The sequence below is a fragment of the Azohydromonas sp. genome (assembly GCF_035325925.1).
Taxonomy (GTDB): Bacteria; Pseudomonadota; Gammaproteobacteria; order Burkholderiales; family Burkholderiaceae_C; genus Calidifontimicrobium.
Map to the genome: position 1 here is coordinate 1 of NZ_DAOKZA010000062.1, position 15,188 is coordinate 15,188.

The following is a 15,188-nucleotide window of genomic DNA, read 5'->3' on the forward strand; positions in this document are numbered from 1 at the left end:
CTTCGGCCAGGTCGGCCAGCGGCGAGGCGCCGTGCGCGGCGCCGGCCAGCAGCAGACACAGTCCCCAGGTCGGCAAGAGGCATCGACTGAACATGTCGGAACTCCTGGTTGACGGGTCATGACGATGCGGCAGCAAGCCGCGGCGAGTGCGGGAGGACCCGCCACGAGATCGTCGGCGCGCGGGGGCCGCTGCGCCTGACCGATGGCTGACGAATCGGCAATGAAATCCTTGCCGCGCCATGACCTAGACTGTCGGCCCCACTCGCTGACGCCATCGGCAGATGCAACGCGACGGTCCGACTTCGCAGGCCAGGCTGCGCATCGGGGCGTGGGACGTCCTGCCCGATCTCAACGAACTGCGCCGCGGCGGCGACGCCGTGCGCATCGAGCCCAAGGCGATGGAGCTGCTGCTGGTGCTGGCCGCGCGCGCACCGCAGGTGGTCGGCCGCGCCGAGCTGATGCAGGCCGTGTGGCCGCGCGTCGTGGTCGGCGACGAGGCGCTGACGCAGGCCGTGACCAAGCTGCGCCGGGCGCTGGGCGACACGGCGCGCACGCCGGCCTACATCGAGACCATCGCCAAGCGCGGCTACCGGTTGGTGGCGGCGGTGTCGCCGGCGAGCGTCGCCGGCGACGCCCCGCACGCCGGCAGTGCCGACACGACGACGCCGCCGTCGGCGGCTGTCCCGTCGGCCGTCGAGGCACCGCCTGGCCGGCAGGCCGGTCGCTCGCGCCGCGCCTGGGGCACCACGCTGGCGGCGGCGGTGGTCATCGCCGCCGTGGCGGCGCCGTGGGTGCTGCAGCGGCAGGTGCCGGCCCCCGTTGGCGGCGCGACGACCGCCGCCGCCGTCCCGGCGGTCGACTCGGCGCCGGCGATCGCCGTGGCGGACTTCGAGCGCCTCGGCGGCGACGCCGGGCACGACTACCTCGCGCGCGGCATCGCGACCGATCTGGCCCACGATCTCGCGGGACTGGGTAGCGTCGACGTCATCGAGGTCGACAGCGCTTCCGGTGCGTCGTCGGCAGCCGCGACGCGCGCCCAGTTGCGCGTGGCCGGCACGCTGCAGGTCGTCGGCGGCACGCTGCGCCTGAACGTGCGGCTGGTCGACGCTTCGAGCTCGCGCGTGCTGTGGTCGCAGCGCTACGAACGCGACGCGAGCGACCTGCTGGCGGTGCAGAAGGACATCGTCGCGCACCTGATGCAGGCGCTGCCGGTGCAGGTCGACGAGGCGCAGCGCCAGCGCATCGCCCGACGCCACACCGCCAGCGACCGTGCCTACGACCTGTTCCTGCGCGGCCGCGCGTTGCTCGCGTCGCGTGAGCGCGCCGACACCGCGCAGGCCCGCGCGCTGTTCCTGCACGCGATCGAACTCGACCCGCGCTTCGCCCGTGCGTACGCATCGCTGGCGATGACGCACGCCTTCGACCACCGTTACGGCACGCTGCGCGACGTGCGGTCGCTGTCGCGCGCGCACGACTTCGCCGAGACCGCGCGCCAGATCAACCCGACGCTGCCCGAGCCGTACTGGGTGCTCGGCTTCGTCAGCGCCCAGCAGGGGCGGCACCGCGAAGCGCAGCGACACCTGCAGCAGGCGCTGGCGCTGAACCCGTCGTACGGCGACGCCCACGCGCTGCTCGGCGCCGTGCAGACCTACGTCGGCGACCCCGCGGCGGCGCTGCAGTCGCTGCGTGCGGCGCTGCGCTTCGTGCCCGACGGACGGGCGTACATGTACGAACTGCTCGGCCGCGCGTATTTCTTCCTCGGCGACCACGAGCAGGCGCTGATCAACCTGCGCGAGGCGGCGGCGCGCAATGCCGCGGTGATCGACACCCAGGTGTTCCTCGCCGCGACGCTCGCCGCCGCCGGCCAGGCCGACGAGGCCCGCTGGGTGGCGCTGCAGATCCGCGCGCTGGACCCGGGCTTCACGATCGCCACCTGGACCGAGGGCTACCCGACGACGGTCGCGGCGCACCGCGAGCGCCTGCTCGCGCTGCTCGTCCCGCTGGGTCTGTAGCGGCGCGTGCGGGGCGGCTGCGCGGACCCGGGCGACAATCGCGCCGATGTACGCCCTGTTCGACGACGCCGGAAGGTTCGCCGCCGGCCGCGTGATGTCCGAGTCCGACGCGTCGCTGCAGATCGAGCTCGACTCGGGCAAGCGCATCAAGGTCAAGGCAGCCCACGTGCTGCTGCGCTTCGAGCAGCCGACGCCGGCCGCGCTGCTCGCCGCCGCGCAGCGCCTGGCCGCCGAGATCGATCTCGACCTGGCGTGGGAATTCGCGCCCGACGGCGACTTCGGTTTCGCGGAGCTGGCGCGCGAGTACTTCGACGCCAAGGCCGGCGTCGAGCAGCAGGCCGGCGCGCTGCTGCGCCTGTTCGACGCGCCGCACTACTTCCGCCGCGTCGGCAAGGGCCTGTTCCGCAAGGCCCCGGCGGAGACGGTGCGGGCGGCCCTGGCGGCGATCGAGAAGAAGCGCCAGGTGGCGGCGCAGATCGAGGCCTGGGCCGGCGAGCTGGTCGCCGGGCGCTGCCCGCCGCCGGTGCGCGAGCAGCTGTACAAGATCCTGTTCAAGCCCGACAAGAACGCGCCGGAGTACAAGGCCGTCGTCGAGGCGGCACGGCGCAGCCAGCGCGCACCGCTCGAGCTGCTCAAGGCCGCCGGCGCGATCGACAGTGCCTACCAGTTCCACTGGCGCCGCTTCCTGTTCGAGCAGTTCCCGCGCGGCACCGGCTTCCCCGCGCTCGAGGTGCCGGCCGCGCCGGCGGACCTGCCGCTGGCGCCGGTGCGCGCGTTCTCGATCGACGACTCGGCGACCACCGAGATCGACGACGCGCTGTCGGTGACGGGCCTGGGCAGCGGCAGCGTGGTGCTGGGCATCCACATCGCGGCGCCGGCGCTGGCGATCGCACCGGGCTCGGCGCTGGACAAGGTCGCGCGCGAGCGCCTGTCCACCGTGTACCTGCCGGGATGGAAGCTCACGATGCTGCCGGTCGACGTGATCGAGGCCTACACGCTCGACGAGGGCCGCGACTGCCCGGCGGTGAGCCTGTACGTCACGCTCGACGAGACCACGTTCGAGGTGCGCGAGCACGCCACGCGCATCGAGCGCGTGCCGGTCGCGGCCAACCTGCGCCACGACGAACTCGACGAGGTGATCACCGAGGCCACGCTCGGCGGGGAGGCGGTGGCCGAGTACCCGTTCTCGGCCGAGCTCGCGTTCGCCTGGCGCTTCGCGCTGCACCTGAAGGCGCAGCGCGAGCGCGTGCGCGGCAAGCCCGAGACCTTCACCCGCCCCGACTACAGCTTCCGTCTCGACACCGCCGGCGACCGCGAACCCGACGGCAGCGAGGCGGTCGAGATCACGCAGCGCCGCCGCGGCGCGCCGCTGGACCTGATCGTCTCCGAGGCGATGATTCTGGCCAACAGCACCTGGGGCGGCTGGCTGGCCGAGCTGGGCGTGCCCGGCATCTACCGCAGCCAGGCCGCGCTGGCGCCGGGCATCAAGGTGCGCATGGGCACCAAGCCGCTGCCGCACGCCGGCATGGGCGTGGCGCAGTACACGTGGGCGACGTCGCCGCTGCGCCGCTACGTCGACCTGGTCAACCAGTGGCAGATCGTCGCCTGCGCGCGCCACGGCCGCACCGCGGCGCTGGCGGCGCCGTTCAAGCCCAAGGATGCGGCGCTTTTCTCGGTCATCTCGGCGTTCGACGCCGCCTACAGTGCGTACAACGACTTCCAGCACGGCATCGAGCGCTATTGGACGCTGCGCTGGCTGGAGCAGCATGGGGTGAACGAACTCGAGGCGACGGTGATGAAGGACGGGCTGGTGCGCGCCGACACGCTGCCGCTGGTGTTCCGCGTCGGCGGCTGCGATAGCCTGGTGCGCGGCGTGCGCGTGCGCGCACGCATCACCGGCATCGACCTGCTGACGCTGGACCTGCACACGAGCCTGCTCGAACGCATCGACGCCGCGGCGCTGCCGGCCGAGGCGCCGACCGAGGGTGAGGAGGACGAGGAGACCACCGCGGCCGCACTGACGCTGGCGATCGACCTCGGCGACGCCGGCGACGGCGCCGACGCCAACGCGCCGGCCGCCTGACGCGACCCGAAGGCATGCGCGGCTGGCTGGCGTCGCTGCACCTGAACACGCTGCACTGGGCGCTGGGCGTGTCGCTGGCGGTGCACGGCGGCCTGCTCGGCGTGCGCTTCGTCGACCCCGAGGGCTTCGAGCGCGTGTTCCGCGACACCGCCCTCGAGGTGATCCTGGTCAACGCGCGCTCGCGCGAGGCGCCGCCGCAGGCGCGCGCCGTCGCGCAGGCGAACCTCGCCGGCGGCGGCGACGCCGAGCGCGGCCGCGCCACCTCGCCGCTGCCGCCGTCGGCGCTGGTCGAGGTCGGCGACGCGCCCGAGCAGGCGCGCCGGCGCATCGAGCAGCTGCAGCAGCAGCAGGAGCAGCTGCTGGCGCAGATCCGCCGCGAGATGGCGCTGCTGCCTGCGCCCGACCCGCGGCGCGACAGCGGTGAACCGCAGGCCGCGGAGCGCGACGAGCGCCGCCGCCAGCTGCTGCGGCTGCTCGCCGAGATCGAGCGCCGCATCAACGAGGAAAATGCGCGTCCGAAGAAGCGCTACATCAGCCCGGCGGCGCGCGAGGAGGTGTACGCGCTGTACTACGACAAGCTGCGCCGGCGCATCGAGCAGCGCGGCACGCGCGACTTCCCGGAGTACCAGGGACGCAAGCTGTACGGCGAGCTGATCATGAACGTCACCGTCGACGCGAAGGGGCGCGTGGTCGAGGCTGAGGTGGTGCGGCCTTCGGCGTCGTCGGTGCTCGACCGCCGCGCGGTGGCCATCGTGCACGCGGCCTCGCCGTTCGGCGCCTTCTCGCCGGCGATGCGCCGCGAGGCCGACCAGATCGTCGTGACGTCGCGCTTCCGCTTCACGCGCGACGACGCGATGCAGGCGACGATGCTCGAGTCACAGCGATGACGTCGACCCCCCCCGCCGACGCGCCGGACCTGTACGCCGTGCTCGGCAACCCGGTCGAGCACAGCCAGTCGCCGTTCATCCACGGCGAGTTCGCGCGCCAGACCGGCGAGCGCATCGACTACGTGCGCGTATGCTGCCCGCTCGACGGCTTCGCGCCGGCGCTGCGCCGCTTCGCCGCCGAGGGCGACGGCGTGCACCGCGGCCGCCCGCGCGGCTGCAACGTCACGGTGCCCTTCAAGTTCGAGGTGCCGCGGCTGGCGGCGCGGCTGAGCGAGCGCGCGACGCTGGCGCAGGCGGCGAACACGCTGCGCTTCGACACCGACGGCTGGTACGCCGACAACACCGACGGCGTCGGGCTGCGGCGCGACGTCGAGCACAACGCCGGCATGCCGCTGGCCGGCCGGCGCGTGCTGCTGATCGGCGCCGGCGGCGCCGCCGCCGGCGTGCTCGGGCCGCTGCTGGCCGCCGCGCCGGCGGTGGTCACGGTGGCCAACCGCACACCCGACAAGGCGCACGCGCTGGTGCAGCGCCACGCCGGGTGGGCGCGCCGCCACGGCGCCACGCTGAACGCCGCGCCGCTCGACGCGCCCGGCGCGGGCTTCGACCTGGTCGTCAACGCCAGCGCGAGCAGCCTGGCCGGCCAGGCGGTGCCTGTGCCGGCCACCGTGCTGCGCGTCGGCACGCTGGCCGTGGACCTGATGTACGGGCCGGCGGCCACCGGGTTCACCGGCTGGGCGCAGGCGAACGGCGCGATCGGACGCGACGGGCTGGGCATGCTCGTCGAGCAGGCCGCCGAGGCCTTCGCGCTGTGGCGCGGCGTGCGCCCGGACACGGCCCCGGTGCTCGATGCGCTGCGCGCGCGCCTGTCCGACCGGAGCTGACCGGTGGCAGCGTCGTCGCGCTGGCGCCGCGTGCTGCAGCCGCTGTGGCGCATCGGTGCGCTGGTGGCGGTCGCTTTCGTCGCGCTGCAGCTGTATTTCGTGGCGCGCGTGGCGCTGATGGCCGTCGTCGACCCGGCGTCGACGACCTTCCAGCGCAGCGAGGCCTGGCGTCTGCTGCGCACGCAGGGCCGCATCGAGTGGAGCCAGACCTGGGTCGACGAGGCGCGCATCTCGGCGCAGCTCAAGCGCGCGGTGATCGCCAGCGAGGACGCCGGCTTCGTCGAGCACAGCGGCATCGAGTGGGACGCGATCGAACGCGCCTGGGAGCGCAACCTGCGCGAGCAGGCGCGCAGCGAGCAGCGCCCCGCCGCCAGGCCGCCGCGCGTCGTCGGCGGCTCGACGATCACGCAGCAGCTGGCGAAGAACCTGTTTCTCGACAGTGAGCGCACGCTTGCACGCAAGGGGCAGGAGTTAGTCATCACCCACTGGCTCGAACTGCTGCTCGGCAAACGCCGCATCCTGGAGATCTACCTCAACCACGTCGAGTGGGGGGAGGGCGTGTTCGGCGCCCAGGCCGCTGCACTTCACTACTTCCGCGTCGATGCGGTGCAGCTCGGCGTGATGCCGGCGGCGCGGCTGGCGGTGATGCTGCCGGCGCCCAGGCGCTTCGAGAAGCGCCCCGACTCGGCCTACGTGCGCGGGCGCGCTGCCACCGTGGCGGCACGCATGCCGGCGGTCGAACTGCCCTGACCCGGGCGCGGATCGCGACGCCCGGCACAATGCCGGCGTGATGGAACGCAGCCTGAGCGCCGAGATCGCCGCCGCCGCCGCGCGGCTGGTGGTCGACGAAGGCATGGAGTACGGCCCGGCCAAGCGCAAGGCGGCGCGCGCGCTGCAGCGCGTGGCCGTGCGGCACGCCGACCTGCCGAGCAACGCCGCCGTCGAGGACGAGGTGCGCGAGTACCTGCAGCTGTTCCACGCCGACACCCAGCCGCTCGAACTGGCCGCGCTGCGCCGCCACGCGCTGCCGTGGATGCAGCGCCTGGCGCCGCTGCGCCCGCACCTGGCGGGCGCGGTCTGGCGCGGCACGGCCACGCGGCTGTCGAGCCTGCACCTGGATCTGTACTGCGACGATCCGAAAGCCGCGGAGATCGCGCTGATCAACCTGGGGCTGGACTACGACTTGCAGACCGCGCCGGGCGGCGTGCGCGGCGATCCGCAGGCGGTGCTGACGCTGGCCAGCCGCTGCGCCGAACTCGACGAGACCGTCACCGTGCACCTGCACGTGCGCGACCTCGACGAACTGCGCGGCGCGCTCAAGCCCGACGCCGGCGGGCGCACGCTGCGCGGCGACGCCGTCGCCTTGCAGCGACTGCTCACCGCCGACGCGCAGGCCACCCGATGAACCGGCGCAGCGTCGTCACCGTGGGCGTCGCCGCCGTGGCCGCGGCCACCGGCATCGGCTGGGCGTTGCGGCACCAGCGCCGGCAGGCGGCGGACGACGACGGGGTGTGGGCGCTGCGGTTCGAGCGTCCCGAGGGCGGCGAACTGGTGATGGCCGACCTGCGCGGTCGCCCGCTGGTGCTGAACTTCTGGGCCACCTGGTGCCCTCCCTGCATCAAGGAGATGCCCGAGCTCGACCGCTTCCACCGCGAGTTCGCGCCGCAAGGCTGGCAGGTGGTCGGCCTGGCCATCGACGGGCCGACGCCGGTGCGCGACTTCCTGCGTCGGGTGCCCGTGGGGTTCGCGATCGGGCTGGCCGGACTCGGCGGCACCGACCTCGTGCGCCGGCTCGGCAACGCCGCCGGCGGCCTGCCGTTCAGCGTGATCTTCGGGCGCGACGGCCAGGTGCTGCACCGCAAGCTCGGCGAAACCAGCTTCGACGAACTCGCCGGCTGGGCCCGGAACATCAGGTGAAGCACGTGCACGACACGAACGTACGTGAAATGCGCGCGAACATCGCACAAAAGGCGTAAAGTTCGGCACCCGTCCCTGGCCCCGCAGGTGCCGGGAGATCGGCGACGAACCCGGTCCGGCGATGCGCGCATCGTCCCGGCAGCGATGCGGATCAGCGGAATTCGCTGCAGTTCGAGAAATTTAGAAACCAGAACATCAATCCTGATCGCCGGGCCGGGCAGCCCGCGGTCGGTCGTTGGAGAGGGCCCTGCATGGACCTGCGCAAGCTCAAGACCCTGATCGACCTCGTGTCGGAGTCGAACATCTCCGAACTCGAGATCACCGAAGCCGACGGCAAGGTGCGCATCGTGAAGTCGGACCCGCGCGCTTCGCTTGTCGCCGCGCCGATGGCGGCCGCACCGGTCATGGCCGCGCCGATGCCCGCGGTGGCGCCGGCCCCCGCGCCGCCGGCGCCCGAACCGGCCGGCCACGTGGTCAAGGCGCCGATGGTCGGCACCTTCTATCGCGCGTCGACGCCGGGCGGCAAGCCGCTGGTGGAGGTCGGCGACGAGGTCAAGGAAGGCCAGCCGCTGTGCATCATCGAGGCGATGAAGATCATGAACGAGATCGAGGCCGACCAGTCCGGCACGGTCAAGCGCGTGATGGCCGAGAACGGCCAGGCGGTCGAGTTCGGTCAACCGCTGTTCGTGATCGAGTGACGATGCGACGCGCGTTTCTGGCCGGCGACTGCGCCGCAGGCGCGGTGGCGCAGCCAGATCGCACCGCGGGCGCAGCCCGCTAGGGCGATCGAGCCGAGGCACCATGTTCAAGAAGATCCTCATTGCCAACCGAGGCGAGATCGCCCTGCGCGTGCAGCGCGCCTGCCGCGAGATGGGCATCAAGTCGGTCGTCGTCTACTCCGAGGCGGACCGCGACGCCAAGTACGTCAAGCTCGCCGACGAGGCGGTGTGCATCGGCCCGCCGCCGTCGTCGCACAGCTACCTCAACATGCCGGCGATCATCTCGACCGCCGAGGTCACCGACGCCGAGGCGATCCACCCCGGCTACGGCTTCCTCAGCGAGAACGCTGACTTCGCCGAACGCGTGGAGCAAAGCGGCTTCACCTTCATCGGCCCGCCGTCGTCGGCGATCCGCGTGATGGGCGACAAGGTCTCGGCCAAGCAGGCGATGATCCGCGCCGGCGTGCCCTGCGTGCCGGGGTCGGAGGGCGCGCTGCCTGACGACCCGAAGGAGATCGTGCGCATCGCGCGCACGGTCGGCTACCCGGTGATCATCAAGGCCGCCGGTGGTGGCGGCGGTCGCGGCATGCGCGTCGTGCACACCGAGGCCGCACTGCTCAACGCCGTGCAGATGACGCGCACCGAGGCCGGCGCGGCCTTCGGCAACCCGCAGGTCTACATGGAGAAGTTCCTGCAGAACCCGCGGCACATCGAGATCCAGGTGCTCGCCGACGCGCACCGCAACGCGGTCTGGCTCGGCGAGCGCGACTGCTCGATGCAGCGGCGTCACCAGAAGATCATCGAGGAGGCGCCGGCGCCGGGCATCCCGCGGCGCATCATCGAGCGCATCGGCGACCGCTGCGCCGCCGCCTGCAAGCGCATCGGCTACCGCGGCGCCGGCACCTTCGAGTTCCTGTACGAGAACGGCGAGTTCTACTTCATCGAGATGAACACGCGTGTGCAGGTCGAGCACCCGGTGACCGAGATGGTCACCGGCATCGACATCGTGCAGCAGCAGATCCGCATCGCCGCCGGCGAGAAGCTGCCGTTCTCGCAGCGCCAGATCCAGATGCGCGGCCACGCGATCGAGTGCCGCGTCAACGCCGAGGACCCCTACACCTTCGTGCCGTCGCCCGGGCGCATCACGATGTGGCACGCGCCCGGCGGGCCCGGCGTGCGCGTCGACAGCCACGCCTACACGAACTACTTCGTGCCGCCGAACTACGACTCGATGATCGGCAAGATCATCGTGCACGGCGACACGCGCGAGCAGGCGCTGGCACGCATGCGCACCGCGCTGCTCGAGACGCTGGTCGAGGGCATCCAGACGAACATCGCGCTGCACCGCGAACTGATGGTCGACGCAAAGTTCGTCGAAGGCGGCACCAGCATCCACTACCTCGAGCGCTGGCTGGGCCAGCACGAGCGCTGAGCCACGCGCGCCGCCGCCGTGCACGAACTCGTCCTGCGCGCGCCCGAACCGCTGGTCGAGGCACTGTCCGACGCGCTGATGGGCGAACTCGACGCGCTGTCGGTGTCGGTCGAGGACGCCGACTCCGGCAGCGACGGCGAAAGCGCGCTGTTCGGCGAACCCGGCCTGCCACCGCCGGCGCAGGCGTGGCCGCACTCGATGCTGCGCGCGCTGTTCGCCGACGAGCGGCGCGCCACCGACGCCGCCGCACTGCTGGCCGCGCAGGACTGGGCGCAAGGCCTGCGCGTCGAGGCGATCGTCGCGGTGCCCGACGCCGACTGGGTGAGACTGACGCAGGCGCAGTTCGCCCCGGTCGAGATCACGCCGACGTTCTGGATCGTGCCGAGCTGGCACGAGCCTCCGGCGCAGGCCGAGCGCGTGATCCGCCTCGACCCGGGGCAAGCCTTCGGCACAGGCACGCACCCGACGACGCGCATGTGCCTGCGCTGGATCGCCGCGCAGGACGCGCCGCGCCGCGCCGGCTGGACGCGCGTGCTCGACTACGGCTGCGGCTCGGGCGTCCTCGCGATCGGCGCGGCACTGCACGGCGCGCGCGGCATCGACGCGATCGACATCGACCCCGAGGCGCTCGAGGCGGCGCAGGCGAACGCGGCCGCCAACGGCGTGGCGATGCGCGTCGGCGGACCGCAGCGGGCGCAGGGCGCCTACCCGTTGGTGCTGGCGAACATCCTCGCGCAACCGCTGAAGCTGCTCGCACCCCTGCTCGCCGGCCACGTCGCACCCGGCGGTGACCTGGTGCTGGCCGGCATCCTCGAGCGCCAGGCCGACGAGCTGCGCGCCGCGTACGCACCGTGGTGCGACCTCGGCGTGGCCGACCGCGACGACGGCTGGGTGCTGATGCACGCGCGGCGCGCCCCGCCGCCGACGCGCGTGGCATGATTCCGCGCATGAGCGCGCTGCCACGCCGAGCATCGATCGCCGCGCCGCCGCGCGGTGCGGCGTGGCGGGCGCTCCGGGGCCGCGACGCATGACGCTGGCCACGCGGTGCACCTCGTGCGGCACGGCGTTTCGCGTCGTGCAGGACCAGCTCAAGATCTCCGACGGGTGGGTGCGCTGCGGGCGCTGCGGCGCCGTGTTCAACGCGACCGAGAGCCTGTTCGACCTCGATGCTCTGACGCCCCCCGCACCGTCGTCACCGGCCGCCGCCCCGCCGACGTCGTCGCCGCCGTCGACGATCGTCGCCGCGATGGCCGCCAGCGCAGCGGCCCGGGGCGACATGGCGCCATCGGGCGATGCCTGGTCCGCCGCGCCGCCCGCAGCGCACACCGAGCCCGGTGCCGACCCCGCGACGGCTGCGCCTGACTTGTCGGGCTTGCCGTGCCACGAACCCTGGCCGGTACCGTCGCCCGAGCGGGCCGATCACGGCGACCAAGCCGAGCCGGGCGCCGATGCGCTCGCGGTGCCCGACCCGGCGCACACCGAGCCGTCCGACCACCCCGGCGGCGCCGACACCGCGCCGGCGCGCGACGCCGAGGCCGCGCGGGCCGACGCGATCGACGCGGCCGACGTCGCGGCGCGCGCCGACGCGGCGACCGACGCCGCCACCTCGGCGCCGGCCGCACCGCACTTCGTGCGAAAGGCCGAGCGCGCCGCACGCTGGCAGTCGCGCGAGGCGCGAGTCGCGCTCGCCACCGCGGCGCTGCTGCTGGCCGGTGCCGCCGCGATGCAGGCCGCGCGCGGTTTTCACGCCTCGATCGCCGCGCAGTGGCCGCAGTCGCGCAGCTGGCTCGACCCGCTGTGCGAATGGGCCGGCTGCGAGAGCCAGCCGCGCCGACGCCTCGAGGCGCTGACTGTCGAGAGCAGTTCGCTGGTCACCGTCGCCGGAACCGACTGGACGCGGCTGACGGTGGTGCTGCGCAACCGCGACCGCACCCGCGTGCGGCTGCCGGCGGTCGAGCTGACGCTGACCGACGCGCAGGGCACCATCGTCGCGCGCAAGGTGCTGACGATGGCCGAGCTCGGCACCGACCAGAGCGCGATCGACCCCGGCAGCGAGCTCGCGCTGCAGGCGGTGCTCGACCCCGGCGGACGGCGCATCGTCGGCTACACGATCGAGCTCTTCTACCCCTGAGCGCGCCGATGCGCCCGGCCCGCCGCGTGCGCGCAGCGCGCCCCACCCCCGGCCCCAGGCGGCGCGCCACCGCTGTTTCGGAGACCCCATGCCTGCACTGATCTGCGGCTCGCTCGCGTTCGACACCATCACCAACTTCCGCGGCCGCTTCGCGCAGCAGATCCTGCCCGAGCAGGTGCACATCCTGAACGTGTCGTTCCTCGTGCCGACGCTGCGGCGCGAGTTCGGCGGCTGCGCCGGGAACATCGCGTACACGCTGGCCCAGCTCGGCGGTGAGCCGGTGGTAATGGCCGCGCTCGGCAGCGACGGCGCCGACTACCTGTCGCGGCTGCAGGGCTTGGGGGTGGACACCTCGTGCGTGCGCGTCGAGCCGGGGCACTACACCGCGCAAGCGATCATCATCACCGACGACGACAACAACCAGATCACCGCCTTCCACCCGGGGGCGATGATGCAGGCGCACCTGACGCCGGTGCCGAAGCGCGCCGACCTGGACGTCGGCATCATCGCGCCCGACGGTCGCGACGCGATGCTGCAGCACGCGGAGCAGATGCATGCGGCGGGCATCCCGTTCGTCTTCGACCCTGGCCAGGGGCTGCCGATGTTCGACGGCGCCGAACTGCGCGGCTTCGTCGAGCGGGCGACCTGGGTCGCGGTCAACGACTACGAGGCGCGCATGCTGTGCGAGCGCACCGGTCTCGACCTCGCCCAGCTGTCGCGCTCGCACCTGCAGGGCGTGATCGTCACGCTGGGCGCCGACGGCTGCGAGCTGTGGGTGCGCGGCGAACGCACGCACGTGCCGGGGGTGCCCGCCGCGCAGGTCGTCGACCCCACCGGCTGCGGCGACGCGTTCCGCGGCGCGCTGCTCTACGGGCTCGAACGCGGCTGGCCGCTGGCGCGCTGCGTCGCGCTGGGCAACCGCGTCGGCGCGCTGAAGATCGCCTGCCGCGGCGGACAGAACCATCGCGTCGGGCGTGACATCCTGCCGCCGTGAGCCGCGTCGGGGTGCGGCGTCGCTTCAGCGCCGCACCCCGGCACCGATATGGGCTCCATGATGGACATGCAACTGCTGCTGTGGGTGGCCGCATCGGCCGTCGTCTCGGGCCTCGCGGTCGGCGCCGGCGTCGGCTGGTGGACGATGCGCACGGTCAAGGTGCTGCGCGCCCGACTCGAACACGCCGAGCAAGCGCGTGCGACCGCGCACGAGCGCTCCCGCCAGGCACGCCAGCAGGTGGCGCAGCTGCAGCAGGCGCTCGCCACCGCGAAGGCGCAGCAGGCCGCCGCCGACGAAGCCGCCAGGGCGCACAAGCCCGACGGCACGCCTTCGCGCCGCGAACAGCTTGCGCGCAAACTCGACGACGAGCCGACGCTGGTGCTGCCGCGCCGCGAGTTGCCCGCCGACGGCTTCGCCGACACGATGCCGTTCCAGGACTGAGGCCCGGCCCGCGCGGACAAAAAAAGACCCGGCCGTAGCCGGGTCCTCGGTGGCCCGGAGGCCGGTCAGGGCTTGTTGCCGGTCGGGAACGGCCACGCGGCCGCAGGACTCAGCGTCGTCTTCGCCGCCGGGGCAGCAGGGGCAGGCTTGGCGGCCGGCTTCTTCGCCGCCTTCTTCGCCGCAGCCTTCTTCGCCGGCGCCTTCTTGGCGGGGGCCTTCTTCGCCGCAGCCTTCTTCGCAGGCGCCTTCTTGGCGGGGGCCTTCTTGGCCGCAGCCTTCTTCGCCGGCGCCTTCTTGGCAGCGGCCTTCTTGGCCGGCGCCTTCTTCGCGGCCGCCTTTTTGGCCGGCGCCTTCTTCGCCACCACCTTCTTCGCCGGCGCCTTCTTCGCGGCGGCCTTCTTCGCGGCGGCCTTCTTCGCCGGAGCGGCCTTCTTGGCCGGCGCCTTCTTCGCGGCCGCCTTCTTCGCGGGGGCCTTCTTGGCCGCAGCCTTCTTCGCAGTTGCCATTTCGATCTCCTTGATCAAGTTGCGAAATCTCCGCGCACGCATGCAGCGCGGAATTCACCCGCAGAGTCCGTCGAGGCAGGCGGCGCCTGCGACGGCGTCCCCGCGTGGTGAACGGGGGTGCGGACCACGCCGGCCGCTTCTGCGGTGGCCGTGCGTCGTCCGCGGGTCTTGATCTCTCACCGGGCAGTGCGAGCCGGCCGCGTGGCCGGCGTCACTCCCAAGACAGCGCGCCTCCCGTCTGGTACTCGATGACGCGCGTCTCGAAAAAGTTGCGCTCCTTCTTCAGGTCGATCATCTCGCTCATCCACGGAAACGGGTTCTCCTCGTTCGGGAAGAGCTCCTCCAGGCCGATCTGCGTCGCACGCCGGTTGGCGATGTAGCGCAGGTAGCCCTTGAACATCGAGGCGTTGAGCCCCAGCACGCCGCGCGGCATGGTGTCCTCGGCGTAGCGGTACTCGAGGTCGACCGCCTTGAGGAACAGCGCCTTGATCTCGGCGCGGAACTCCGGCGTCCACAGCTGCGGGTTCTCGAGCTTGATCGCGTTGATCAGGTCGATGCCGAAGTTGCAGTGCATCGACTCGTCGCGCAGGATGTACTGGTACTGCTCGGCGGCGCCGGTCATCTTGTTCTGCCGGCCGAGCGCCAGGATCTGCGTGAAGCCGACGTAGAAGAACAGGCCTTCCATCAGGCAGGCGAAGACGATCAGGCTCTTCAGCAGGGTCTGGTCGGCCTCGGGGGTGCCGGTGACGAAGGCCGGATCCATGATGGCGTCGATGAACGGGATCAGGAACTCGTCCTTGTCGCGGATCGACGCCACCTCGTGGTAGGCGTTGAAGATTTCGCCCTCGTCCAGCCCGAGCGACTCGACGATGTACTGGTAGGCGTGGGTGTGGATCGCTTCCTCGAAGGCCTGGCGCAGCAGGAACTGGCGGCACTCGGGGGCCGTGATGTGGCGGTAGGTGCCCAGCACGATGTTGTTGGCGGCCAGCGAGTCGGCGGTGACGAAGAAGCCGAGGTTGCGCTTGACGATGCGGCGCTCGTCCTCGGTCAGGCCGTTCGGGTCCTTCCACGTCGCGATGTCGCGCGACATGTTGATCTCCTGCGGCATCCAGTGGTTGGCACAGGTGGCGAGGTACTTCTCCCAGGCCCACTTGTACTTGAACGGCACCAGCTGGTTGACGTCGG

At 72.5% G+C, this 15,188-nt stretch carries 15 protein-coding genes; 13 read left to right on the forward strand and 2 right to left on the reverse strand.

What is annotated here, in order from left to right; all coding sequences use genetic code 11:
* Positions 1-281: 281 nt before the first annotated feature.
* The 13 genes from PKC53_RS16840 (at position 282) to PKC53_RS16900 (ending at position 13,497) form a co-directional block, all read left to right on the forward strand.
* Entirely contained in the window at positions 282-2,012 is a 1,731-nt protein-coding gene (locus tag PKC53_RS16840) for a winged helix-turn-helix domain-containing protein (protein ID WP_324430705.1), read from the forward strand.
* 46 nt (positions 2,013-2,058) lie between these two features.
* Complete coding sequence (locus PKC53_RS16845) at positions 2,059-4,095, forward strand: RNB domain-containing ribonuclease (protein WP_324430707.1); 2,037 nt, start codon at positions 2,059-2,061, stop codon at positions 4,093-4,095.
* Between the two features lie 14 nt (positions 4,096-4,109).
* Positions 4,110-4,982 carry an energy transducer TonB gene (locus PKC53_RS16850; protein WP_324430709.1) on the forward strand — a complete coding sequence of 291 codons (873 nt, stop codon included), beginning with the start codon at positions 4,110-4,112 and terminating at the stop codon, positions 4,980-4,982.
* On the forward strand, positions 4,979-5,863 hold the full coding sequence (aroE, locus tag PKC53_RS16855; RefSeq protein WP_324430711.1) for a shikimate dehydrogenase: 885 nt from the start codon (positions 4,979-4,981) through the stop codon (positions 5,861-5,863). The genes PKC53_RS16850 and aroE overlap by 4 nt, the downstream gene beginning before the upstream one ends.
* Before the next feature lie 3 nt (positions 5,864-5,866).
* The gene (gene mtgA / locus PKC53_RS16860) at positions 5,867-6,613 is read left to right on the forward strand and encodes a monofunctional biosynthetic peptidoglycan transglycosylase (RefSeq protein ID WP_324430713.1); all 747 of its coding nucleotides are present in this window, start codon (positions 5,867-5,869) and stop codon (positions 6,611-6,613) included.
* 40 nt (positions 6,614-6,653) lie between these two features.
* Positions 6,654-7,268 carry a hypothetical protein gene (locus PKC53_RS16865; protein ID WP_324430715.1) on the forward strand — a complete coding sequence of 205 codons (615 nt, stop codon included), beginning with the start codon at positions 6,654-6,656 and terminating at the stop codon, positions 7,266-7,268.
* Positions 7,265-7,780 carry a TlpA disulfide reductase family protein gene (locus tag PKC53_RS16870; protein WP_324430717.1) on the forward strand — a complete coding sequence of 172 codons (516 nt, stop codon included), beginning with the start codon at positions 7,265-7,267 and terminating at the stop codon, positions 7,778-7,780. Before PKC53_RS16865 ends, PKC53_RS16870 begins: the two co-directional genes overlap by 4 nt.
* Positions 7,781-8,031: 251 nt before the next feature.
* Positions 8,032-8,478, forward strand: a complete 447-nt coding sequence (gene accB, locus PKC53_RS16875) for an acetyl-CoA carboxylase biotin carboxyl carrier protein (RefSeq protein WP_324430719.1) — start codon at positions 8,032-8,034, stop codon at positions 8,476-8,478.
* Between the two features lie 103 nt (positions 8,479-8,581).
* The gene (gene accC / locus PKC53_RS16880; protein ID WP_324430721.1) at positions 8,582-9,931 is read left to right on the forward strand and encodes an acetyl-CoA carboxylase biotin carboxylase subunit; all 1,350 of its coding nucleotides are present in this window, start codon (positions 8,582-8,584) and stop codon (positions 9,929-9,931) included.
* Positions 9,932-9,949: 18 nt separating this feature from the next.
* A complete protein-coding gene (locus PKC53_RS16885; protein WP_324430723.1) occupies positions 9,950-10,870 on the forward strand; it encodes a 50S ribosomal protein L11 methyltransferase in 921 nt (306 codons plus the stop codon).
* 88 nt (positions 10,871-10,958) lie between these two features.
* Positions 10,959-12,062, forward strand: coding sequence for a DUF3426 domain-containing protein (locus PKC53_RS16890; protein WP_324430725.1), 1,104 nt, complete (start codon positions 10,959-10,961; stop codon positions 12,060-12,062).
* 88 nt (positions 12,063-12,150) lie between these two features.
* Positions 12,151-13,056 (forward strand): carbohydrate kinase family protein, encoded by a 906-nt coding sequence (locus PKC53_RS16895; protein WP_324430727.1) that lies wholly within the window; start codon positions 12,151-12,153, stop codon positions 13,054-13,056.
* Between the two features lie 60 nt (positions 13,057-13,116).
* Complete coding sequence (locus tag PKC53_RS16900; RefSeq protein ID WP_324430730.1) at positions 13,117-13,497, forward strand: hypothetical protein; 381 nt, start codon at positions 13,117-13,119, stop codon at positions 13,495-13,497.
* Between the two features lie 65 nt (positions 13,498-13,562).
* Here PKC53_RS16900 and PKC53_RS16905 read toward each other — a convergent pair whose 3' ends face one another.
* Together PKC53_RS16905 and PKC53_RS16910 are read right to left on the reverse strand one after the other, a co-directional pair.
* Positions 13,563-14,003, reverse strand: a complete 441-nt coding sequence (locus PKC53_RS16905) for a histone H1-like DNA-binding protein (RefSeq protein ID WP_324430732.1) — start codon at positions 14,001-14,003, stop codon at positions 13,563-13,565.
* A gap of 211 nt (positions 14,004-14,214) precedes the next feature.
* On the reverse strand, positions 14,215-15,188 hold a 974-nt coding region (locus tag PKC53_RS16910; RefSeq protein ID WP_324430734.1), incomplete at its 5' end, for a ribonucleotide-diphosphate reductase subunit beta.

Excerpts from the sequence above, each read along its gene's own strand:
- PKC53_RS16840 (WP_324430705.1), top strand. The coding sequence starts at position 282 with ATGCAACGCGACGGTCCGACTTCGCAGGCCAGGCTGCGCATCGGGGCG.
- PKC53_RS16845 (WP_324430707.1), top strand. The coding sequence starts at position 2,059 with ATGTACGCCCTGTTCGACGACGCCGGAAGGTTCGCCGCCGGCCGCGTG.
- PKC53_RS16850 (WP_324430709.1), top strand. The coding sequence starts at position 4,110 with ATGCGCGGCTGGCTGGCGTCGCTGCACCTGAACACGCTGCACTGGGCG.
- aroE (WP_324430711.1), top strand. The coding sequence starts at position 4,979 with ATGACGTCGACCCCCCCCGCCGACGCGCCGGACCTGTACGCCGTGCTC.
- PKC53_RS16865 (WP_324430715.1), top strand. The coding sequence starts at position 6,654 with ATGGAACGCAGCCTGAGCGCCGAGATCGCCGCCGCCGCCGCGCGGCTG.
- PKC53_RS16870 (WP_324430717.1), top strand. The coding sequence starts at position 7,265 with ATGAACCGGCGCAGCGTCGTCACCGTGGGCGTCGCCGCCGTGGCCGCG.
- accB (WP_324430719.1), top strand. The coding sequence starts at position 8,032 with ATGGACCTGCGCAAGCTCAAGACCCTGATCGACCTCGTGTCGGAGTCG.
- accC (WP_324430721.1), top strand. The coding sequence starts at position 8,582 with ATGTTCAAGAAGATCCTCATTGCCAACCGAGGCGAGATCGCCCTGCGC.
- PKC53_RS16890 (WP_324430725.1), top strand. The coding sequence starts at position 10,959 with ATGACGCTGGCCACGCGGTGCACCTCGTGCGGCACGGCGTTTCGCGTC.
- PKC53_RS16895 (WP_324430727.1), top strand. The coding sequence starts at position 12,151 with ATGCCTGCACTGATCTGCGGCTCGCTCGCGTTCGACACCATCACCAAC.
- PKC53_RS16900 (WP_324430730.1), top strand. The coding sequence starts at position 13,117 with ATGGACATGCAACTGCTGCTGTGGGTGGCCGCATCGGCCGTCGTCTCG.
- PKC53_RS16905 (WP_324430732.1), bottom strand. The coding sequence starts at position 14,003 with ATGGCAACTGCGAAGAAGGCTGCGGCCAAGAAGGCCCCCGCGAAGAAG.